General features: G+C 59.1%; 19 protein-coding genes. 10 read left to right on the plus strand and 9 right to left on the minus strand.

What is annotated here, in order from left to right; translation table 11 throughout:
* Window positions 1–7 precede the first annotated feature (7 nt).
* The 6 genes from ACZ47E_RS16605 to ACZ47E_RS16630 all read left to right on the plus strand — a co-directional run bounded on the left by ACZ47E_RS16605 (window position 8) and on the right by ACZ47E_RS16630 (window position 8,269).
* Window positions 8–850 (plus strand): serine hydrolase, encoded by an 843-nt coding sequence (locus tag ACZ47E_RS16605; protein WP_045534363.1) that lies wholly within the window; start codon window positions 8–10, stop codon window positions 848–850.
* A gap of 29 nt (window positions 851–879) precedes the next feature.
* Window positions 880–2,424, plus strand: coding sequence for an ABC transporter substrate-binding protein (locus ACZ47E_RS16610; RefSeq protein ID WP_464017060.1), 1,545 nt, complete (start codon window positions 880–882; stop codon window positions 2,422–2,424).
* A 127-nt stretch (window positions 2,425–2,551) separates the two neighbouring features.
* Window positions 2,552–3,994 carry a M20 family metallopeptidase gene (locus tag ACZ47E_RS16615; protein ID WP_045534364.1) on the plus strand — a complete coding sequence of 481 codons (1,443 nt, stop codon included), beginning with the start codon at window positions 2,552–2,554 and terminating at the stop codon, window positions 3,992–3,994.
* A 503-nt stretch (window positions 3,995–4,497) separates the two neighbouring features.
* On the plus strand, window positions 4,498–5,427 hold the full coding sequence (locus ACZ47E_RS16620; RefSeq protein ID WP_108081199.1) for a sugar ABC transporter substrate-binding protein: 930 nt from the start codon (window positions 4,498–4,500) through the stop codon (window positions 5,425–5,427).
* A gap of 236 nt (window positions 5,428–5,663) precedes the next feature.
* On the plus strand, window positions 5,664–7,205 hold the full coding sequence (locus ACZ47E_RS16625) for a sugar ABC transporter ATP-binding protein (protein WP_004438421.1): 1,542 nt from the start codon (window positions 5,664–5,666) through the stop codon (window positions 7,203–7,205).
* Window positions 7,206–7,237: 32 nt separating this feature from the next.
* A complete protein-coding gene (locus ACZ47E_RS16630; RefSeq protein WP_022563607.1) occupies window positions 7,238–8,269 on the plus strand; it encodes an ABC transporter permease in 1,032 nt (343 codons plus the stop codon).
* A gap of 81 nt (window positions 8,270–8,350) precedes the next feature.
* Here the strand turns inward: ACZ47E_RS16630 and ACZ47E_RS16635 are convergent, their stop codons facing one another.
* The gene (locus ACZ47E_RS16635; RefSeq protein WP_045534367.1) at window positions 8,351–9,106 is read right to left on the minus strand and encodes a gamma-glutamyl-gamma-aminobutyrate hydrolase family protein; all 756 of its coding nucleotides are present in this window, start codon (window positions 9,104–9,106) and stop codon (window positions 8,351–8,353) included.
* 293 nt (window positions 9,107–9,399) lie between these two features.
* Between ACZ47E_RS16635 and ACZ47E_RS16640 the strand changes: the two genes are divergently transcribed.
* The gene (locus ACZ47E_RS16640) at window positions 9,400–10,497 is read left to right on the plus strand and encodes a TRAP transporter substrate-binding protein (RefSeq protein ID WP_003510333.1); all 1,098 of its coding nucleotides are present in this window, start codon (window positions 9,400–9,402) and stop codon (window positions 10,495–10,497) included.
* Window positions 10,498–10,866: 369 nt separating this feature from the next.
* Here the strand turns inward: ACZ47E_RS16640 and ACZ47E_RS16645 are convergent, their stop codons facing one another.
* Both ACZ47E_RS16645 and ACZ47E_RS16650 read right to left on the minus strand, forming a co-directional pair.
* A complete protein-coding gene (locus ACZ47E_RS16645) occupies window positions 10,867–12,348 on the minus strand; it encodes a TRAP transporter large permease (protein ID WP_108081200.1) in 1,482 nt (493 codons plus the stop codon).
* A gap of 31 nt (window positions 12,349–12,379) precedes the next feature.
* A complete protein-coding gene (locus ACZ47E_RS16650) occupies window positions 12,380–12,919 on the minus strand; it encodes a TRAP transporter small permease subunit (RefSeq protein WP_022563609.1) in 540 nt (179 codons plus the stop codon).
* A 413-nt stretch (window positions 12,920–13,332) separates the two neighbouring features.
* On the opposite strand from ACZ47E_RS16650, the gene ACZ47E_RS16655 reads away from it, so the two are divergent.
* Both ACZ47E_RS16655 and ACZ47E_RS16660 read left to right on the plus strand, forming a co-directional pair.
* Window positions 13,333–13,557 (plus strand): aa3-type cytochrome c oxidase subunit IV, encoded by a 225-nt coding sequence (locus tag ACZ47E_RS16655; RefSeq protein WP_004438441.1) that lies wholly within the window; start codon window positions 13,333–13,335, stop codon window positions 13,555–13,557.
* A 66-nt stretch (window positions 13,558–13,623) separates the two neighbouring features.
* On the plus strand, window positions 13,624–14,157 hold the full coding sequence (locus tag ACZ47E_RS16660; protein ID WP_045534371.1) for a hypothetical protein: 534 nt from the start codon (window positions 13,624–13,626) through the stop codon (window positions 14,155–14,157).
* A gap of 50 nt (window positions 14,158–14,207) precedes the next feature.
* Here the strand turns inward: ACZ47E_RS16660 and ACZ47E_RS16665 are convergent, their stop codons facing one another.
* Window positions 14,208–15,461 carry an NAD(P)/FAD-dependent oxidoreductase gene (locus ACZ47E_RS16665; protein WP_108081201.1) on the minus strand — a complete coding sequence of 418 codons (1,254 nt, stop codon included), beginning with the start codon at window positions 15,459–15,461 and terminating at the stop codon, window positions 14,208–14,210.
* Between the two features lie 318 nt (window positions 15,462–15,779).
* On the opposite strand from ACZ47E_RS16665, the gene ACZ47E_RS16670 reads away from it, so the two are divergent.
* Window positions 15,780–17,516 (plus strand): methyl-accepting chemotaxis protein, encoded by a 1,737-nt coding sequence (locus ACZ47E_RS16670; protein ID WP_464017061.1) that lies wholly within the window; start codon window positions 15,780–15,782, stop codon window positions 17,514–17,516.
* Window positions 17,517–17,597: 81 nt separating this feature from the next.
* Here the strand turns inward: ACZ47E_RS16670 and ACZ47E_RS16675 are convergent, their stop codons facing one another.
* From ACZ47E_RS16675 to ACZ47E_RS16695, 5 genes are read right to left on the minus strand one after another with little or no spacing between them, the layout of a single operon-like run.
* Window positions 17,598–18,917 (minus strand): LLM class flavin-dependent oxidoreductase, encoded by a 1,320-nt coding sequence (locus ACZ47E_RS16675; protein WP_022563613.1) that lies wholly within the window; start codon window positions 18,915–18,917, stop codon window positions 17,598–17,600.
* A gap of 9 nt (window positions 18,918–18,926) precedes the next feature.
* Window positions 18,927–20,282, minus strand: a complete 1,356-nt coding sequence (locus ACZ47E_RS16680) for an MmgE/PrpD family protein (RefSeq protein WP_108081405.1) — start codon at window positions 20,280–20,282, stop codon at window positions 18,927–18,929.
* Window positions 20,283–20,286: 4 nt separating this feature from the next.
* Entirely contained in the window at window positions 20,287–21,084 is a 798-nt protein-coding gene (locus ACZ47E_RS16685; protein WP_108081203.1) for an amino acid ABC transporter ATP-binding protein, read from the minus strand.
* Between the two features lie 12 nt (window positions 21,085–21,096).
* Window positions 21,097–21,879, minus strand: a complete 783-nt coding sequence (locus tag ACZ47E_RS16690; protein WP_108081204.1) for an amino acid ABC transporter permease — start codon at window positions 21,877–21,879, stop codon at window positions 21,097–21,099.
* Window positions 21,876–22,619, minus strand: coding sequence for an amino acid ABC transporter permease (locus tag ACZ47E_RS16695; protein WP_035208545.1), 744 nt, complete (start codon window positions 22,617–22,619; stop codon window positions 21,876–21,878). Before ACZ47E_RS16695 ends, ACZ47E_RS16690 begins: the two co-directional genes overlap by 4 nt.
* Between the last annotated feature and the right edge of the window lie 142 nt (window positions 22,620–22,761).

The raw sequence follows: 22,761 nt of genomic DNA on the forward strand, positions 1-22,761 counted from the left end.
GATGACAATGACAGTGGCTGCCCAATTAAATGCGATCTGTGATGCACAGCCTTTCGTGACGCGCTTCATGGTGCGCAATCTCCTGACCGGTGAAGAGATCGGCCGGGGAGAAAACGAGGAGACGCCATCGGGCAGCACCCGCAAGACGTCGATCATGATGGCAGTGCTCAAGGCCGCCAGCGAAGGGCGGATCGATCTCGACCAGCCCGTCGTCTACGAAAAGCGGCTGGCGGAAGAGGTGGCGAGCGGCATGTTCCGCTACATGACCCCGGGTATCGTGATTTCGCTACGCGATGCCGTCGCCGGCATGATGGTGCTGAGCGATAATGTCTGCACCAAGATGGTGCTGGAGAGGCTGACGCTGGAAGAGGTGGACGGCTATTGCAAATCGCTCGGCATGTCCAACACCCATCATCGTTTTCTCATTCCGCCATTGGCACTGGCGGCGGACCATCCGCTTAAAACCGTCACCACAACGTCGGCGGCGGACCAGGTGTTGCTGTTGCAGACCATTCTCGATGCCCAGTCCTCGCGGCAAGCGCAGGCGAAGCTCGGATGCAGTGCGCAATTGTGCGAATGGGCGATGCAGACGCTGAAGAACCAGATTTTGCGTTATGGAATTCGCTCCCGCCTGCCGTTCGAGGCCGTGGTGGCGAGCAAGAGCGGTCGCGGCAAACGTGGTCGCATGGATGCGGGCATCGTCTACAGAAACGGCGCGCCGTCCTTCATCATCACGGCCTATACCGATGAGGTGCCGCAAACCATGCCTGACGGCACGCCGGGATACACCATCGCGCTCGAAACGATCGGCCGGCTGGCGCAGGCGTGCTGGGATGGCTTTCATCAATAACAATCAACGACAACAAAGAGGGTAGAACAGTGAAAAAACTTCTTCTCGCAGGCGTTGCCCTGCTCGTAACGGCCAACATAACCGCAGCACGCGACATCACCATTGCGCAGAGCTCGGATCTGCGCAGCAACAACCCGGGGGTGAACCGCGATGGCAATACGGATGGGGTCATCCTGCATATCGTCGAGGGTCTCGTCGGCTATAACAATGCCGGTGAGGTGAAGCCGCTTCTCGCAGAAAGCGTCGAGGTCGCCCCTGATGGCCTGACCTATACGTTCAAGCTGCGCAAGGACGTGAAATTCCACAACGGCAAGCCGCTCACCGCGGAGGATGTCGTCTGGAACTGGACGCGTTACCTGAAGCCGGAAACCAAATGGGCCTGCCTCAACGATTTCGTCGAGGGCGGCGCAGCACACGTCACTGGCGTCAAGGCCACGGAGGCTTCCACTGTCGAGATCACCCTGGAAAAACCATCCGGCGTTTTCCTGGGCCTCATGTCACGGCCGGAATGCGGTTATACGGGCATGATCTCACCGGAATCGGTTGCTTCCGATGGCAGTTTCGTCAAGCCGATCGGCACCGGGCCCTTTCAGTGGGACGAGTGGAAGAAGGGCGAGTATATCCGTCTCGCCAAGTTTGCCGACTACGTTTCTCCGGCAAATGACGGTAAGCCTGACGGCATGGTCGGCTCCAAGCGGCCGCTGGCCGATGGCGTCAAGTTCATGGTCATCCCCGATGCATCGACCGTGAAGGCGGGTCTTGAATCCGGCGTGCTTGATACGGCCGAGATTTCCCCCGATCTCATTCCGGAGTTCAAGACCAACGAAAAGATGCAACTCATCGTTTCCCGCAACAACGGCAAGAACCTGTTCTACATCCAGACCCGTGACAAGGTGCTGAGCAATCCCGGCGTGCGTCGCGCCATGGCGATGGCACTCGATCTTGATGAACTGGTTGCCGCCGCATCCAACGGCACGGGCGAGGCCAACGGTTCGATGGTTTCGCAGGATTCTGTCTATTATGGTGAGACCCAGAAGAAGCGTCCGGCCTATGACATCGATGCCGCCAAGAAGGAGCTTGAGGCGGCCGGTTACAAGGGCGAACCAATCTCGATCATCGCCAACAAGCGTGGCAACGTGCCGAGCTTCCCGGCCGCAGTCATGGCGCAGGCGATGATGCAGCAGGCGGGCCTCAACGTGCAGATCGAGGTGCTGGACTATGCCACCCAGGTGGATCGCCGCCGCTCCGGCAATTATCAGGTGATCTCGCAGTCGGTCGCTCCGCGCCTCGACCCGGCGCTGATGTATGCCTTTTATGTCGGCAACAAGGACAAGAACGCTTCCCTGATGTGGGATGATCCGAAGGCGATCGAGCTGATGAAGGCCGCCTATGTTGAGGCCGACCAGACGAAACGCCAGAAGATTTTCGATGAGTTCCATGAGCTGATGCTGAAGGAAATGCCGGGTATCTTCCTCTATGACATGGTCGATGTCTGGGGCGCGACGAATAAGCTGAAGGGCCAGCCTGTCTGGCAGTCGAACGCTCGCCTCTGGGAGGTCTCGGTCGACAACTGACCCACCCTTGCCCGCGCCGGCGGCTGACCCCGGCGCGGGCTTTCCATTATTAAGCGCGGTAATTTGGCGGTGCCTCTGCCGAAGCGCCTGCGCGTGCCCGAAAAGGGCGGAAATGCGAGGAAAAGCCATGAACCGTGATGCCGTGATGTCGATTGCCGCCGAAATCGAGGCGATGAAGCCTGATTTCACCACTTTGAGCGACAGCATCTGGGATTTTGCCGAACTCAAATTTGAAGAACGGCAATCTGCCGGCGTTCTGGCCGCCGCGCTTGAGGAAAATGGCTTTGCGGTTCGGCGCGGTGTGGCGGGCATGGAAACCGCCTTCATCGGCGAATTTGGCAGGGGCAAGCCCGTTATCGCCTTCCTCGGTGAATTCGATGCGCTGGCTGGCATGAGCCAGGTGGCTGATGTGGCGAAGGTGCAGCCGCGAGAGGAGGGCGCCACCGGCCACGGCTGTGGCCATAACCTGCTCGGCGTCGGCTCATTGATGGCCGCTATTGCGCTCGCCCGGCATCTGAAGGCGAATAATATGCCCGGCACCGTCCGTTATTACGGCTGCCCCGGCGAGGAGGGCGGTTCCGGTAAGACCTTCATGGTGCGTGCCGGCCTGTTTGACGATGTTGATGCTGCGCTGACCTGGCACCCGGCACCGTTCAACGGGGTACGCTCGACCAATAATCTGGCCGTGCTGGAATATTTTTACCGTTTCAAGGGCGTTGCGGCCCACGCTTCCAATGCAGCCCATCTCGGCCGCTCGGCGCTCGATGCCGTCGAACTCATGAATGTCGGCGTCAATTTCCTGCGCGAACACATGCCGCAGGATTGCCGGGTACATTATGCAATCACTGACACTGGCGGCAAGGCGGCCAATGTGGTGCAGGCCAAGGCGGAAGTCCTTTATCTGATCCGCGCCCCGGAAATGCGTCAGGCGCTTGATCTCGCCGCGCGGGTGGACAAGGTGGCGCGCGGTGCGGCACTGATGACCGAGACCGAGGTGGAGATCGTCTTTGATACCGCCTCCACCAATCTGCTGCCCAACATCGCGCTGGAAACGGCGATGCATGAAAACATGGTGGCGCTTGGCCCCGTCGCTTTCGACGAAGCGGATATCGCTTTTGCCAAACGCATCCAGGACACTTTTACTGACGAGGCGATCAAAAGCAGCATCCGGCTCTACCAGATAAAGGGTGATGTCTTTTCCAACCGTAAGATCGACGGCTCGACGCCCCTGCATCTCGGCCTGCGGGATTTCGAGGGGCATTCGCATTTTCGGGCCGGCTCCACCGATGTCGGTGACGTCAGCTGGGTGACACCGACGGCACAATGCTGGACACCCGCCTGGGCGATCGGGACCAATCCGCATACCTGGCAGGTGGTGGCACAAGGCAAAACTCCTGCCGCCCACAAGGCCATGGTGCATGCCGCCAAAACGCTTGCAGCGACAGGTCTTTCACTGATGACATCGCCGCAACTGCTCGCCAGCGCCAAGAAGGAATGGCGGGAAAAGACGGAGGGCAGCAAATATGTCTGCCCGATCCCCGCCGATGTCATGCCGGGTTCCCACCGGTAAGGCGCTACGCACCTCCTTTTGCCGCCGTCCCCGTGCCGCCATATTTCCACAGGCGGCACGGAAGATCCCCTGACTGTTTCGAGCGGAAGAAAAGCTGATGCGCGGCCGGCCTTCTCCAAGGAGAGCCGGTGGATGCCGGTTTGGAATAAATCTTCCATCCCGGCCGAGTTCTCCCGATTTCGAGCCGTAAACCATAATTTCAACGGCTTATGGACCCGGCCTCCCGGTTGGGAACGAGGCCGAGCGAGCCTCTGCATCTTCCACGGCTATGCGATCCGGAAGGCGCTTTCTCCGCAATTTCCCATCATCACAGCCTTGTGCACCACTCCGCTGCGGGGCTGCGAAGAAAACATTGACGTTCGAACCAAAAATGGAATAAATATATCGAACAGACAGAAAATCGGTTTCATTATTCCGTTTTCTGATGTGAGGAGGTTGCGGCGGGCTTTCGGGTTCGCCTCCGGCTGGGAGAGGCGGCGCCGGACGCCACGGAGGAGAAAACAATGAAGAAATTTATCATCGGCGCAGCTATGTCTGTGCTTCTCGGCACGGCGGCCAATGCGGAGACCGTAGGTGTCTCGATGGCGCTGTTTGACGACAACTTCCTGACCGTGCTGCGCAATGGCATGCAGGATTATTCCAAGGAGCTGAAGGGCGTCACCCTGCAGGTCGAGGATGCGCAGAACGACGTCGCCAAGCAGCAGAGCCAGATCCAGAACTTCATCGCTTCCAAGGTCGACGCAATCATCGTCAACCCTGTGGACACGGATGCGACAGCGGCCATGTCCAAGCTCGCAGCCGACGCCAAGATTCCGCTCGTTTACGTCAACCGCCAGCCGGTGAACGTCGACAGCCTGCCGGACGGACAGGCGTTTGTCGCCTCCGACGAAACGGTGGCTGGTACGCTTGAGGCGAAAGAGGTTTGCCGCCTCCTCGGTGGCAAGGGCAATGCCGTCATCATGATGGGCGAGCTCTCGAACCAGGCGGCGCGCATGCGCACGCAGTCTGCGAAGGATGTCTTGAAAACCGACGAATGCAAAGGCATTTCCGTGGTTGAAGAGCAGACCGCCAACTGGCAGCGCACGCAAGGTTCCGACCTCGTGACCAACTGGCTGTCGAGCGGCATCGAGTTCAACGCCGTCATCGCCAATAACGACGAAATGGCGATCGGCGCCATTCAGTCTCTGAAGGCTGCTGGCAAGGACATGAAGGATTATGTCGTCGCCGGTGTGGACGCCACGCAGGATGCTCTCGCCGCCATGCAGGCGGGCGATCTCGACGCCACGGTCTTCCAGGATGCAGCAGGCCAGGGCAAGGGCGCACTTGATGCCGCGCTGAAGCTCGTCAAGGGCGAGAAGGTCGAGAAGAAGGTTTACATCCCCTTCCAGCTCGTCACGCCTGAAAACGTCAAGGACTACGTGGCCAAGAACTAGTGGCCGCCTTCCGGCATCTGCGCCGTTCAGATTGATATTGGAGGCAGATGCCGGTTCCCGACGGCGCCGAACAAGCTTCGGCGCATGAGGGGATCGTGATTGAATTCCAGTGAATTCAAAGTGTTGCAGCGCCCTGCATGTTGTGGTCGACATGGCGCTGTAAGCCTCCCCGGAGGCAAGGTGCGCCATTGGGCGAAGCCTGTTTCCGGTCAATTTTGTCTATTGTGGAGGATGAGATGGTCGTCAGTCCATCGACAATGGCCGCCGTGCGCGCCAGCGGCGCCGTGCCGAATGCGGAATACCTTCTCGCCGTCGAAGGCATACGCAAGGAATTTCCCGGCGTGGTGGCGCTCGATGATGTGCAGTTCAAGCTAAAGCGCGGCACCGTGCACGCGCTGATGGGCGAGAACGGCGCTGGAAAATCGACGCTGATGAAGATTCTGGCTGGCATCTACCAGCCAGACAGCGGCGAAATTCGCCTGAAAGGCGCCGACATTCGTCTCGATTCCCCGCTTGATGCGTTGGAAAACGGCATTGCCATGATCCATCAGGAATTGAACCTGATGGCTTACATGACGGTCGCGGAAAATATCTGGATCAGACGGGAACCCAAGAACCGGCTGGGCCTTATCGACCATGGCGAGATGTACCGCCGTACCGAAGCCCTGCTGGATCGCCTCGGTATCGATCTCGATCCGGAAACAAGGGTCGGTGAGCTTTCCGTCGCCAGCCGTCAGATGGTCGAGATTGCCAAGGCGGTTTCCTACGATTCCGACGTTCTCATCATGGACGAGCCGACATCCGCGCTGACGGAGCGCGAGGTGGAGCATCTCTTCCGCATCATTCGCGATCTCAGGGAACGCGGTATCGGCATCGTCTACATCACCCACAAGATGAACGAGCTGTTCGAAATCGCCGACGAGTTCTCTGTTTTCCGAGACGGGAAATATATCGGCACGCATGCCTCTACCGATGTAACGCGCGACGACATCATCCGTATGATGGTGGGCCGCGAGATCACGCAGATGTTCCCGAAGGAAGAGGTTCCTATCGGCGACGTTGTCCTGTCGGTCAAAAACCTGACGCTTGATGGCGTGTTCCACGATATTTCCTTCGACGTTCGCGCCGGTGAAATTCTCGGCGTCGCGGGCCTGGTCGGTTCCGGTCGTTCCAATGTTGCAGAGACAGTCTTCGGTGTGACGCCCGCGTCTTCCGGGACGATCAGCATCGATGGCAAACCCGTTTCAGTCACCAGCCCGACGGAAGCCATTCGTCATCGCATGGCGTTTCTGACCGAGGATCGCAAGGACACGGGATGTCTGCTGATCCTGAATATTCTGGAAAATATGCAGATCGCCGTTCTGCAGGACAAATATGTCGCCAATGGTTTCGTGCAGGAAAACGCGTTGTCGGACGCCTGCGAGGAAATGTGCCGCAAGCTGAGGGTGAAAACTCCGCATCTTTACGAGCGCATCGAAAATCTTTCGGGCGGCAACCAGCAGAAAGTGTTGATCGGTCGTTGGATGCTGACCAAGCCGCGCATTCTGATCCTCGATGAGCCGACGCGCGGCATCGATGTGGGCGCCAAGGCAGAAATTCACAAGCTCGTTTGTGAGATGGCGCGCCAGGGCGTCGCCGTCATCATGATTTCCTCCGAAATGCCGGAGGTTCTGGGAATGAGCGACCGCATCATGGTCATGCATGAAGGTCGGGTGACCGGCTTCCTTGATAGAAGTGAAGCCACGCAGGTTAAGGTGATGGATCTCGCATCGCGGTGAGGCGCGCCGGGATTTCTCGAGGAGGAACAGATATGAATAGCAACGCCGCCGCCACTCCGGAGCTGGATGCCAAATCCGGACGCAAACCGCACCGGCGCATACCGCCGGAAGCCAATATTTTCTTCATTCTGATCGGCATAGCGCTGATTTACGAGATTCTCGGCTGGATATTCATCGGCCAGAGCTTCCTGATGAACCAGCAGCGACTGACCATCATGATCCTGCAGGTCTCCGTGATCGGCATCATAGCGGTAGGTGTGACGCAGGTCATCATTACCGGCGGCATCGATCTGTCCTCCGGGTCGGTCGTCGGCCTCACGGCGATGTTGTCCGCTAGCATGGCGCAGTCCTCAACCTGGCCGCGGGCACTTTATCCCGGGCTCACCGACCTGCCATTCATCATCCCGCTTGCTGTCGGCATTCTCGCCGGCATGTTGGCCGGTTTCATCAATGGGCAGCTCATCGCCCGCACGAAAATCCCGCCCTTCATTGCCACTCTGGGCATGATGGTGACCGCGCGCGGCATTTCCAAATGGTATACGAAGGGTCAGCCGATCTCCGGCCTGACCGACGGTTTCAATTTCATTGGCACAGGCATCTGGCCAGTCGTGGTGTTCCTGCTCGTGGCAATCATTTTCCACGTCGCGCTGCGTTACACCCGCTATGGCAAGTTCACATATGCAATCGGTGCCAATGAGCAGGCCGCACGTGTATCCGGTATCAATATCGAGGCACATCTGATCAAGGTCTATGCCATTGCCGGAATGCTCGCCGGTCTCGCCGGTGTTGTCACCGCCGCCCGCGCTCAGACCGCGCAGGCCGGCATGGGCGTGATGTATGAGCTTGACGCCATCGCCGCGGCCGTCATCGGCGGCACCTCGCTATCCGGCGGCGCCGGCCGCATCACCGGAACGGTAATCGGTACGATCATTCTCGGCGTCATGACATCGGGCTTCACCTTCCTCCGAGTGGACGCCTACTATCAGGAGATCGTCAAAGGTCTCATCATCGTGGCGGCCGTCGTCGCTGACGTCTACCGGCAGAAGAAGCGCGCCAAGCGTTAAATCCTCCTCCCAGACCTTGCGGCAGGCCTTCAGGCTTGCCCCTTTTTTGTGTCCTCATGCGGCGAGGGGATCAGCAGCGGCTCATGCTTTGCTGTTTCGATAGTCCTGGACGGCTTTACCGAAGGCCTCGAACAGGGCGCGGGAGGGCGCGTCCGTTTCGGCCCAGTATTCCGGATGCCATTGCACCCCGACAGCAAATCCTTTTGCGTCAATGACAGACACCGCCTCTATTGTGCCATCGGCGGCCGTCGCCTCCACCTGCAGGCGCGGCGCGGTTTCGGCAATGGCCTGCCTGTGTAGCGAGTTGATCTGGATTTCGCCCGACATGCCGAGATGCTGTGCAATGCAGGAGCCTTCGCGCACATGCACTGGCTGGCGGATGGCAAAGGCGACGTCGCGGTCGTCATGTTCTGGCTTGCGGTGGTCCCATATGCCCGGCTGCTCCTGAATTTCGGACGCCAGCGTTCCGCCCAGCGCCACATTCAGTTCCTGTATTCCTCGGCAGATGGCCAGCATCGGAATGCCACGCTCGATCGCACGGCGAATGAGCGGCAGGCTGGTGGCATCGCGGGCCTGGTCGAACGGACCGTCGCTCTCCCGCGCCTCCTTTCCGTAGAGGGAAGGGTGCACATTGGTGGCGGAGCCGGAGACGAGCAGGCCATCCACCCGGTCGAGAATGGCGTCCACGTCGTTTCCGTCCTCAAAGGCCGGCACGATGAAGGACATGACACCAGCCACTTTCAGGGCGGCGGAAACATACTGGTTCTGCGCGGCGTGCCAGTCGGCTCCGGTAAAATGCCTTATGTCGGCGGGGACGGCGATGATGGGTTTTGGCATGGCGGCTCCGGAACGAATCCTCGAATTATGTGCGACCGCCGGCGAACCAAGTCAAGCATGCCTTTGCCTCCTGCCGATCCGGCATGCGCCTAAAGTATAAGGCGATGCCAAGATATTTCAGTTGAATATAAAATGCGAAGAAAATTCCCGGAAACACGGCGTTTTTCCGCGATTAATTCTTGGTGCGGGAGCTTGTCAGTCGGGCGATAACCGTGCTTACTTCGCTACAATGCCTGAACAGCAACGAGGGGAATTCAAAGCTGCAGGCAGCGTTCATATCTGGGAGGATATAGATGGATCGCCGTTCCTTTATGAAAAAAGGTGCGCTCGCGGGAGCTGCCACTGCAGCCCTTGCCGCGCCCGCCATTGCGCAGCAGAATACCAAGATCAACTGGCGCCTGACGTCGTCATTTCCGAAATCGCTTGATACGATCTATGGCGGTGCCGAGGATATTGCGAAGCACGTCGCTGCCGCCACCGATGGCAATTTTACCATCCAGCCCTTTGCCGCCGGGGAAATCGTTCCCGGATTGCAGGCGGCCGATGCCGTATCGTCAGGCACTGTGGAAATGTGCCATACCTGCTCCTATTATTATGTCGGCAAGGATCCGACCTTCGCGATCGGGACGGCGATACCCTTTGGCCTGAATGCCCGCCTGACCAATTCGTGGTTCTATGAAGGCAACGGCAACAAACTGCTCAATGAATTCTACGCCAAACATAACCTCTACGGCATGATTTCGGGCAATACCGGCGCGCAGATGGGAGGCTGGTTCCGTAAGGAGATCAACACGGTTGACGATTTCAAAGGCGTCAAGATGCGCATTGCCGGCCTTGCCGGCAAAGTGGTTGAAAAGCTTGGTGTCGTGCCGCAGCAGATCGCCGGCGGTGATATCTATCCGGCGCTGGAAAAGGGCACCATCGACGCCGCCGAGTGGGTCGGCCCTTATGACGACCACAAGCTCGGTTTTCAGAAAGTCGCAAAATACTATTATTATCCGGCCTTCTGGGAAGGCGGCCCGGTCATTCACTCCTTTGTCAATCTGGACAAGTGGAACAGCCTGCCCAAGAACTACCAGACGGCGCTGCAGGACGCCTGCGCCTTCGCCAATACCAGCATGATGGCGAAATACGACGCCAAAAACCCGATTGCCATCAAGCAGCTCGTTTCTGAAGGCGCGGTACTCAGACCCTTCAGCCAGGAAATTCTGGAAGCGTGCTATAAGGCGGCCCTTGAGGTATACGCCAATATTTCGGCTTCCAATCCGGACTTCAAGAAGATTTACGAGGACCAGGTCGCCTTCAAGCGCGAAGGCTATCTGTGGATGCAGCTGGCGGAATACACCTTCGATACTTTCATGATGATCCAGCAGCGTAACGGCAAGCTCTGATTATTCAGTAACGGCGGCGGACCGGGCAAAGGCCTCGGAGATTTCGGTCTCCGGGGTTTTTGTTGTGCGCGTACCCTCATGCATTCGACAACAATGGATGGATTATGATCGGGTCCTTCAGAGCACAATCGCAGGATGGGCGACCAGCCGGAGTGCCGGCTGAGATCGGCGCCCCCAGCCCCGGCCATTGGTCTCAATTGTGGACGTGACGCGATGTGGAAAACGCTGAGCGTTGCATTCGTCATCAAGAAGAACCGGACAGGCAGTATAGTGACTGCCGGGGTCCGTTTCTAAAGAGAATGAACGGAAGGCGGGGGCGTACCCCGTCTTCGCAATCACAGGCGTTTCCGCGCCCTTACAGGATGCCTGTCAAGGCCCCATCTTCGGCGGCTCGCCCAGATTTGGCATGCCCGGCATTCCTCCTGGCTGGCCTCCTGGCAAGCCGAAATTGGGCATGGTGTTGCCACCCTGATTACCGAAGGCGGGCACCTCGATCTTGATGGAGTTCAGATCGACGTCGGGAGCCTTGTCTATCCAGTAGGTGACGGATTCCGGCCAGAATATCACGATGGCGACGAGGATGAGCTGCATGCCGAGCCAGGGAATGGCGCCCATGTAGATATCCGATGTCTTGACGGTGCGCGGCGCGATGGAACGCAGGTAGAACAATGCAAATCCGAAAGGCGGGTGCATGAAGCTTGTCTGCATGTTGATGCAGATCAGCACGCCGAACCAGATGAGGTCAATGCCGAGCGACTGGGCTATCGGCGCCAGCATTGGAATGACGATGAAGGCGATCTCGAAGAAATCGAGGAAGAAGGCGAGGAAGAAGATGAAGATGTTGACGAAGATCAGGAAGCCGATAGGACCGCCCGGAATGCCCGACAACATGTGCTCGATCCAAAGCGAACCATCCATGCCTTGGAAAACGAGCGAAAAGCAGGTCGCGCCGACCAGGATGAACACCACCATCGACGTGATGTGCATGGTGGAATGCATTCCCTGCTTGACGAGGTCCCAGCTGAGCCGCCGATGTGCCGCCGCCAGCGCCATCGCGCCGACAACGCCGAGCGCTCCGGCTTCCGTCGGTGTTGCGAGGCCGAGAAAGATGGTGCCGAGCACGAGGAAGATGAGCACGATGGAGGGGATCATGCCCGCCAGCACACGCAACACCAGCGCCCGGTTAAGCTCACCGCGTGCCTCCGGCGGCAAAGCCGGAAGATCCTTCGGCCGCACGATCGACATCAGCAGGATGAAGAGCATGAAGATCGCCACCTGCAGGATCGACGGACCGATCGCGCCGAGATACATGTCGCCCACGGATTTACCGAGCTGGTCGGCAAGGACGATCAGCACCAGCGAGGGCGGAATGACCTGTGTGATCGTGCCCGAGGCGGCGATGACGCCGGTGGCAAGTCGCGGATTATAGCCGTATTTCAGCATGATGGGCAGCGAGATGACGCCCATGGTGATGACCGAGGCCGCAACCGTGCCGGTGATCGCGCCCAGGATCGCGCCGACAATGATGACGGCATAGGCAAGTCCGCCCGGGATAGCACCGAAAAGCTTCCCCGTTCCTTCGAGCAGGTCTTCCGCAAGGCCACAACGCTCCAGAATAGCGCCCATGAAGGTGAAGAAGGGAATAGCCAGCAGAAGGTCGTTCGAAACGATGCCGAAGATGCGCAGGGGCAGGGCCTGAAGAAAAGCCGGTGAAAAATGCTCGGTGAAGATGCCGATGACGCCAAAAACGAGGCCGACGGTGGCAAGCGAGAAAGCCACCGGAAATCCGTAAAGCATGAAGATAATCATGCCGATGAACATCAGTGGCGGAAGAATACCGTATTCAAACATGGGAATATCCTGAAGGTTCAGATCGGCGCGATCATTGCAGGGGTTTTTCGTACTTCGTATCGAGCGCATAAAGCCCGTTGAGGGCGCCTATGCGCTTGATGAGTTCGGAAAACCCCTGAAGAACCAGAAGGGCGAAACCGGCGAAGATGATTAGTTTCACGGGCCAGCGGATCAGGCCGCCGGCATTGGAAGACATTTCGCCCTGATTCCAGGACAGCGTGAACATGGGCCAGGACAGCCAGGCTAGATAAAGGCAGCCGGGCAGCAGGAACAGCACAATGCCGACAATATCCACCCAGATGCGGCTGCGCGGTGAAATCGCACCATAGATGATGTCGACCCGAACATGCTCGTTCATGCGCAGCGTATAGGAAGCGCCGATCAGCACGATGAAGGCGAACATGTACCACTGGATTTCGAGCCAGCCGTTGGAGCTGTAGTTCAAGGCGTAACGGACCATCGCGTTACCGGCGCTGACGAGGCAGCAGATGAGCACGAGATAACCGGCGACCTTGCCCAGTGCCTCGCTCGCAGAATCTATCAACGCACTTATTTTTAAAAGCGATTTCATGACTTTCCCCTCTTCCCTTGCCGGGCCCTTTGCGGGTTTATGGCGGAGAGCAAAGCCCGATATCCCTGCAACGGCCGCGCCTCCACGCGCGTCCGCACCCATCGGTTCCGGAGTTCCTCCCCACAGAATCCGTGTATGGGCAGGCGGTTCGAAAAGCAACCGAAACCGCACGCAAAGAGCAAGAACGGTGGCCCTTTTCAACTATTAACGAAAGAATGTTGCCGGAAGGCAAGTATTGTCCTTGAGAGCCGGTCCGACGGATGGCGGCGTGACACTTTCGTGCGGAACGCATTGCGCTTTTCGATCACTTTATGTTACCTCTGGCACCGGAGAATCCGGCATGGCCCGTGATCGTCCGCGGGGCAGATTTCCCCGCAGGACGGGAATGACGGATGGAGCAAAGGGGAAGTGGAATGAGCGAACACCATACAGGTCCGGTCGAACTTGGCGCTGAAATGAACTACGCCGAACACGAAAAGACCTATAACGGTTTTCTGGCCTTGACCAAATACGGCACGATGATGCTGTGCGTGCTGATGCTGGCCATGGTTGCCGGTTTTTTCACATCCGCGGGCTTCCTTGGCGGTCTCGTTGTCTTTCTCGTTCTGTCGGCGGCCGGGTTCGTTCTGCTGCGCTGATCGAACCGTTTGCGGGCTGTTGCCCTTACGGGTAAGGGTTCTGCCGGACAACCGGGAAGGCCGGGCATGAAACGCCTTTTATCCTGTCTGTTTCTGTTGATTGCGGTTGCATGTCCCGTCTCCGCGCGTGATCTCTCTCCTGCCGAGCAGGAGAGGCTGCGTGCCCAGATCGAGCGTTTCAGCATCGCCCTGAATGCGCAGGATTTCGAAACGGTCGGCAAGACTGTGCCGCCGAAAATCTTCGAGTTCATCGCCAGTGATGCGGGTGTCACCGTGGAGCAGTTGCGGAGTGCCTTGACGGCGCAGATGCAGATGGCGCTCGCGGCGGTCAAGATAACCGAATTCACCATGGACGCGCGGGCGATCAGCCTGGCTGAGACGCCGGATGGCACGCCCTATGCGCTCATTCCGACAAAAACCGTGATGGAAACCGGCGGTCAGACCATAGAGGCGAAGTCCCACACGCTGGCGCTGATCGACGGTTCGGACTGGTATTTGCTCCGGGTGAGCGATCAGCAGCAGGTGACCATCCTGCGAAAGGTCTACCCGTCCTTCGCGACAGTGGAATTCCCTGACGATTCCACGCAGACGGTGAAATAACCCGTATTGCTGGCGAGGCCGGGCCCTGGCGTTGCCAGTGCTACCCCATTTCAGGAAAAACGTCCCGGGCGGAAGGGATCGACCGAGATCGACGTTTCCTCGCCGTTTGCCATCTGCGTCACCAGCCGGGCTGTGGCTGCCGACTGGGTCAACCCCAGATGACCGTGGCCGAAGGCGTAGATAACGGAGGGTGTCGTCCGCGCGGTGCCAATGACGGGAAGACAGTCCGGCATGGAGGGGCGGAACCCCATCCATTGCCGTCCGCCTTCCAGTTTAAGGCCGGGAAGGAAACGTTCCGCTTTTTTCAACATGGCTTCCGCGCGGCGGAAGTTCGGCTTCAGTTCCAGTCCGCCGAGTTCGACGGCGCCGCCGACGCGGATGCCAGTCGACAAGGGGGTCACGACGAAGCCGTGGTCGTTGAAATAAAGCTGGCGTGTCAGGTTGAAAGCACCGACAGGCAGGGTCGTGTTGTATCCTCGTTCCGTTTCCAGCGGCACGATGTTGCCAAGCGTCGCCGCAAGTTTTTTGGACCATGCTCCACAGGCGATCACCACTTTGTCGGCGTCGATCTTGTCGCCGTTCTCCAGCGTGACGATCGTACTTTCGCCCACTGCGTCGATACGCTGAGCTTCGCCTTTGCGGAGGCTGGCTCCTCGTGAGATCACAAGATCAAATATGGCGCGGGTGAAATCATAGGGATCGGAGACCTGCAGGCCATCCGCCGAAAACACCGCATGGCGGAACTGCGGCGCCAGGCCCGGCTGCAGCTCTTCGATTTCGTTGCGGTCAACGCGCTGGAATGAGAAGCCGGCTTTTTCCTTTTCGTCCCAATCCCTACGGGCGGCGTTGAGGCTCGCCTCGCTGTCATAAATATCAAGCGTGCCGGTTTTTGAGATGAAGGGCGAGAGCTCGGGCATGGCAGCGATGTGGGCCATTTCGATGGCCGCCAGCCGGTTGATTTCCGTGAGTGATTTCAGCCCATGGCGGAAATTGCGTTCGGCGCTGGCGCGCCAGAAACGCCAAAGCCATGGGGCGATCTTCGGTGCATAGGCCGGCGGCACGCTGAGAGGTCCGAGCGGATCAAAAAGCCAGCGCGGGGCTTTTTTCATGATACCGGGCGCGGGAATGGGGATGATTTCCGGAAAGGCCAATATGCCGGCATTACCGGAACTCGCACCGCGGGAGATGTCGCCACGCTCAAGAAGCACGACGTCACGCCCGGCATTCTGCAGATAAAGCGCTGCCATGGAACCGATAATGCCGGTGCCGACCACCAGCACGTCGCATTTCAGGGTTTTGGTCATCGGCGCTCCTGCAATACAAAACTCTCAAGCCCGCCATAACAATGAATGCAGAGGGTATGAAAGGTCGCATCACGCTGCGGCGATAGAAATATCAGCACTGTGGCAAATAAGCGGTTCTGCGGTGGGGGAGGCCGCCATGCACATCAGTGCGTTTTGCCCATCGGCCAGGTCGCGGCTTAGATAGTTATGAGTCATTATTAATCGCTATTTAACAGTGTCTGGCTAGTTTCGCGTGCAGTTAGGCCCATCCATGTTCATCCCTTCTCATTCGGAGGGGCAGTGGGTCTGCACAGCGGTTAATTTGGGGGTTTTAAAGGCATGTCTCACTTTTCCAAACTCGGTCTGGATGCATCTGCGGTACTTGACGCCCTGAACCGTTCGCAGGCCATCATCGAATTCGATCTGACCGGGAAAATTCTGAAGGCGAACGATAATTTCTGCAAAGCGGTGGGTTATCAGCAGTCCGAAATCATCGGACGGCACCACAGCATGTTTGTCGCTCCCGAAGAGGCTGCCAATGCGGAATGCAACGCGTTCTGGGCGAAACTCTCGCGCGGCGAATATGATCAGGGTCAATATCGGCGCCGGGCAAAAAACGGCGACGAAATCTGGATCGAAGCTTCCTATAATCCCGTCTTTCGTTTCGGCAAACCTTACAAGATCGTCAAGGTTGCAACCGATATCACCGTGATCAAGCGCAAGAGCATGGAAGATGACGGCAAGCTGGCTGCTCTCTCCCGCGCGCAGGCCATGATCGAATTTACACCAGATGGGAAGATCCTCAGCGCCAACGAGAATTTCCTCGCGGCGCTTGGTTACACGGCGCAGGAAATTGTAGGCAAGCATCATTCGATGTTCTGTGAGCCAGCTTATGCCCAGTCCCAGGAATATCGTGATTTCTGGCAGGAGCTGAGGAGCGGCCGTTTCTCTGCCGGGCAGTTCATGCGGCTCGGCAAGGACGGCAAACGCGTTTTCATCCAGGCGTCCTATAATCCGATACTGGATGAGCAGGGCCGTGTCTTGAAGGTGGCGAAGTTTGCCTTCGACGTGACGGACCGCATGCATGCGGTGGAGGAGCTTGGCGCGGCGCTTGAGCGGCTCTCCCAATGCAACATCCGTGTCACGCTGGACAAACCCTTCGTGGGTGAATTTGAGAGCCTGCGGCGCGATTTCAACAAGTCCATCGCGGAATTCCAGAAGACGCTGGAAAATGTTCTCGGCCAGACGGGCGATCTGACCCGCAGCAGCCAGGAAGTCAGCGAGGCTTCCGTCAATCTGGCGGAACGTTCGCGCGAACAGGCCGTAGCGCTGGAAGAAACCTCTGCGGCACTGGAGGAAATCACGGCGACGGTTCGTTCATCCACGGAAAACATGAAAGAGACCCGCAAGCTGGTTCACAGTGCACGCACATCCACCGCGGCCTCGACCGAGGTCGTTGAGCGCACGGTCAATGCCATGCAGCGCATCGAGACAGCATCGCGGGAAATCAGTCAGATCATTGGTGTTATCGATGAGATCGCCTTCCAGACCAACCTGCTGGCGCTGAATGCGGGCGTGGAAGCCGCCCGCGCGGGTGAAGCCGGCAAGGGCTTTGCCGTGGTGGCGCAGGAGGTGCGCGAGCTTGCACAGCGTTCCGCTGGTGCCGCCAAGGAAATCAAGGCGCTGATCAACAATTCCGGCAGCGAGGTCCTTGAAGGGGTAAGGCTCGTGGGTGAAACGGGCGAAGCGCTGAAGCAGATCGACGCGCTGGTCAGGCATATTGACGGCAACGTTGACATGATCGCCAAGGCAGCGGACGAGCAGGCTGTCGGCATCAGTGAGATCAACAAGGCGGTCAACCGGCTGGACCGGATGACGCAGGAAAATGCCGCCATGAGCGCACGCACCACCGTAATCAGCACCACGCTCGCGCAGGGTGCGGATGCATTGGCCCAGCTTGTCAGCCTGTTCAAACTGAACCGCCGCACGGTTCAGCGTGAGGATGGTGCCTCAATACGGTCTGATTTTTCGACTGCTGCTCGGCACGATCAGGAGGTCGGGCGCGCAGCAGCATGAAGGGAGCCGGCTTTCGCCGGCCCCCGCTTATTGCTGATCATCAATTGATACGGATGCCCTTGATAGGGCATCTGCGCGCGGTTAACCCCGCAAGGCCGGGCGCGTGATGCCGAGGTGGTCGCGCAATGTGGAGCCCTCATATTCCCGGCGGAACAGGCCGCGTTCCTGCAAGAGCGGTACCACCTCGCGATTAAACTCCTCCAGCCCGCCGGGGAAGAAGGGCGGCATGACGTTGAAGCCATCGGCCGCGCCGTTCTCGAACCATTGCTGCATCCTGTCGGCAACATCGCTCGCCGTTCCCATGACGATATGGTGGCCACGGCCGGCCGCGACGCGCAGCGCCAGTTCTCGGATCGTGAGCTTTTCGCGCCGTGCCAGCTCGGTCAGCAACTCGGCGCGGCTGCGCAACTGGTCGGAGATGGGAAGTTCGGGCAACGGGCCGTCGAGATCATAGTCGGCCAGGCTGTGGCCGATGCGCTCTTCGAGCAGCGGCATCGCGCTCTTGATGTCCGTCCAGCGGTTCAGTTCCTTCAGCTTTTCACTCGCCTCCTCGAAACTCCTGCCGATGATCGGCATGAAGCCGGGCATCACGGCAACGCTGGCGGGATCGCGGCCGAATTTTTCGACGCGCGCCTTGAGGCTCGTGTAGAAAGCCTGCGCTTCGGAAATTGCCTGTTGGGCGGTGAAGACGATATCGGCGGTGCGTGCGGCGAGATCCTGACCCGGCCCGGAGGAACCGGCCTGGATGAGAACCGGATGGCCCTGCGGCGAGCGCGGAATGTTGAGCGGTCCCTTGACGGTGAAATATTTGCCTTCGTGGTTGAGAACATGGACTTTCTCGGGATCGACGTAGCGGCCCGCCTGCTTGTCCTTGATGAAGGCGTCGTCATCCCAGCTGTCCCAAAGGCCGCGAACGACGTTCACATATTCTTCCGCCACCGCATAACGCTCGTCATGCTCGGGGTGGTCCTTGGAGAAATTCGCTGCCGTCCGTGCGTAAGAGGTGGTGACAATGTTCCAGGCCGCTCGACCATGGCTTAAATGGTCTATAGAGGCGAAGGCGCGAGCGGTGTGATAGGGCTCGCCATAGGTGGTGGAGGCGGTTGCGGCCAGCCCGATCTTCTCCGTCACCATTGCCAGCGCGGCAAGCAAGGTCAACGGCTCGAAACGTGCGATCATCGAAGGATGGGCGTCGACGCCGCTGGTCAGCCCGTCGGCGAGAAATACCATGTCGAACTTCGCCGCTTCGGCCATTTTCGTCACGCGGGTGAGCAGATCGAGGTTTTCGCTGCCGGCCTCCGCATCGGGATGACGCCAACCGGAAACGTGGTGTCCGGCACCCTGCAGGAAAAGGCCGAGATGCATCTGTCTTTTGCGGGTCGTGGTGGTCATGGGAATCATGCCTTCATGTCAGTCGAGTAATATTGGCGATACCAGAAGCATTTCGAGCTTCCTGAGGTCGGCTGCGGTTTTCATGGTCCGCACCAAGGCCGGGATACCGGCGAATTTTTCATTGCCGCCGGTCGCGTCGGCAAATTTTTCGGCCGGGTCATCAATGCCGGGAAGCCCGTCGACGCGGCGCGATAGCACCGTACCATCCTTCTTCGTGACATCTATCACCACGAAACGGGTGGTTGGGTCTGGCGACAGGCGGCGAGCGGTCTCGTCATGCCGGCGCGAGACTTTCGCGGAAAGGCCGAGCAGGTCGGCGCGTGCCGGGCGTTCGTCGAAATGGCCGATCCCCAGTGACCCATCCGTCAGCGCCGCAGCGAAGACATATTCGGGGCTGAAGCGCGCGTCTATGCCGGTTGCGGGCGTGGCAGGGCCGACAAGCGCGGCATCGCCTCCGGGCGGGAAGGTGATGGTGACTGCCTCGATTTCTTCCGGCTGCAGCTCATGGGTGCTGCGCAGCGCCAGCGCGCCCACGGCGACGGGGTGTGCCGCGGTACAACACGGGAAGGCCTTGAGGGTCAGGCCCGGCGAGATGATCTGCCAGGGTGCGCCCCAGCCGGAGAGAACACGCTTCGGCTGCTCGGCGCCGAAGGCGAAGGCCGAATAAAAGCCGATGGAATTTTCCAGAAAATCCGGCGCGCCCTGAAAGCCGGATCGTGCCAGCCGTGCTGCGGTGAGTCCGGCACGCGTGGCAAGCCCCGCATGGAGCGGCTTGGCGTCATAACCGAATTGCAGGCGAAGCCCGGCCGATTGCGTGGCGGCGAGGCCGAGCGCCACGGCCGTTGTCTGCGGATCGAATTTCAGCAGATGGGCGATCGCCGCCGCGGCACCCATGGGGCCAAGTGTGGCGGTGGCGTGGAAACCATTTTCGTAATGTCTGGTGCCGAGCGACAGGCCAATGCGGGCCATGGTTTCCAGCCCGACGATATAGGCGGCGATGAATGCATCGGCCGTCGAGCCTTCCTCGACCGCAACAGCCAGCAGGGCTGGAACAATGGCGACGGTGGGGTGGCCGCGCACACTGCCATGGACATCGTCGTAATCAAGCACGTGACCGGCATGGCCGTTGATAAGGGCGGCGGTGAAGGCATCCGTACGCAGATCGTGGCCGACGATGCCGGCTGCGCCTTGCGTGCCTGAGGTGAAGGTGTCGATCAGGATTTTCGTGCTCCTGTCGGCAGCGCCGCCCAGCACGCAGGCAAAGAAATCGATCAGTGCCGTGCGGGCAATGGTGACCGCCTCATCATCGTGTAGCGGATCGGAAGCGGCAATGGCTCCGGCAAGACGAAGTGTGAGTTTTTCCTCCGCGACCATGGCATCAGATCCCTTCGCCGTCATTCACGCGCGCGCCCTGTCCGCCGAGACCCTTGACGAAGGCGTTGATGCGCGGATTGGTCGACTTGTAGAATATGTGCTCCGGCGTGCCCTGATCGACGATCAGGCCGTTTTCGGTGAAGACAATTTTGTCGCTGATTTCTTCGGCAAAGCGCATTTCGTGGGTAACGAGAATGCTCGTCATGCCCTCGTTGACGAGGTCGCGGATGACGGCGAGCACTTCCCCAACCGTTTCGGGATCGAGTGCCGAGGTGACTTCATCGAACAGCACCAGCTCCGGCCGCATGGCGAGCGCGCGGGCGATCGCCACGCGCTGCTGCTGGCCGCCGGAAAGCTGGCCGGGATAGGCGTCGACCTTCTGGGACAGGCGGACCTTTTCCAGCAATTCGCGGGCATGGCGCTCCGCTTCCGTTTTTGGCGTACCAAGTATTTTGATCGGCGCGATGGTGATGTTTTCCATCACCGTCAGATGCGGGAAGAGGTTGAACTGCTGGAACACGATGCCGATCCGCTTGCGCAGCGCGATGCGCTCGGCCTCGGTCTTCAGCTGGTCTACTCGCGTGCCGCCAACGGTGATCTTGCCCGATTGCGGAATGAGGAGGCCGTTGATGCAGCGCAGGATGGTGGATTTGCCGGAGCCGGAAGGGCCGATGATGGAGACGGCGTCCCCCTTGTTGACGGTGAGATCAATGCCTTTCAGGACCTGGTTGTCACCAAAAGCAAGATGGATTGCTTCGAGTTCAACAAGCGGCTGGGCGTTTTGGGCGATGGATGCGGGCATGGCTTGTTCCAATCAGCGGGAAGCGAAGCGCCGCTCGAGGCGCTGCGTGAAACGGGAGACGGGATAGCAGAACAGGAAGAACGCCATCAGAACGGTGAGATAGACCACCACGGTAAAATCGTTGCGCTGCACGGCGGTGCTCGCGTCCGTCGCGGCGTGGAGAAGCTCATGCACGCCGACCAGCGAGGCGAGCGCCGTGCCCATGGTGATCGATGCGTAGAGGTTCATCCACGGCGGCAGGGAGCGTTTTATGCATTGCGGCAGGATGATCCAGCGCAGGGTCTGGTTGCGCGAAAAGCCCAGCCCCTGAGCGGCTTCCCATTGCGCTGTCGGAATGGACTGGATGGCGCCGCGGGTGATTTCGGCGATATGGGCGCTGGCGGGAATGGCAAGGCCCACAACCGCCTTGATCCAGTCCGGAAAAGGAATGTAGTTGCCAAAGGCCACGATCTCGAAGGGGAAGATGTAAGTCGCGGCAAAGATCAGCACCAGATGCGGGGCATTGCGGAAAATCTGCACATAGGTCAGTGCCGGTGCGCGAACCAGACGGTAGGGCGCAAGCTCCATGATGCCGAGAAGAACGCCGATAAATGTGCCGATGGCGATCGCCAGAATGCTTATCAGCACATTCATGGCGAAACCCTTGGCGAGATAGGGCAGCCATTCCAGCAGCACCTGGCCGAGCGACGGATCGAGGACCCGCCACAGGATGACGGCCACCAGGACGCCCAGCAGCAGAATGGTGCCGAAAGGCGGCTTCTTCACCGTCCGTGTTGGAGAAACCACCGCACTCATTGACCGAACCCCGGAACCGCAAGACGCCGTTCAAGCCAGAGACCGGCCCTTGCGACGATGAAATTGATGACGCTGAAGAAAACGAGGATAACGATCATCAGCTCGACCACATTGTCGCGCTGCGTCCAGATCAGGATGGAGGCATAGGTGATCTCACCCACGGCGATTGCAGAGCCGACCGTGGTGAGCTTTACCAGATTGACGAGATTGTTGATGATGGAGGGCAGCGCTGTGCGGATCGCCAGTGGAAACTCCACATAACGCAGAATCTCGAAGGAACTGAAACCGATTGCACGCGCTGCCTCGATTGTGGTGCCGGGCACCGCCTCGATGCCGCCGCGCAGCGCTTCAGCATGGAAGGCGGCAATGTGCAGCCCCGTGACCGCAACGACCCAGAAAAACGGTGTCAGCGGATTGTTCTGCGCGCCACCCAGCGCATTGGAAATCAGCATGTTGAGCACGAGGAAACCGCACATCAGCTGTACCAGCGTCGGCGTGTTGCGCGTCAGTTCCACATAGGCGCGCACGGGACCGGCGAGCCAGGTCTTCCCGGACGTGAGCATTGCGGCGAAAATGAAGCCGAAGACGAGGCTGAGCGGCAAGGTGACGGCAACGAGGATCAGCGTCATCTTCATGCCGTCGAGCCAGATCTGAACCTCATAGCCGCTGTTCAGAAAATCATAGTTGAGGCCAAGATGCGCGGCCAGTTCTATGAAGCGCGCTGTAAATGAATCCTGCATTGGAAATCCATGCTGTTATTGCGGGTGCCGCCACGCGGGCGGCGCCAGAATGGCCTGCCATTATAAAGCAGAAAAGAACGGCAGGTGAACCGGCCGTTCCTGATGATCATGGGAACCATCTCTATGCCATCGTCCTCACCAC

The sequence above is a fragment of the Agrobacterium sp. 5Ca39 genome, assembly GCF_055382365.1.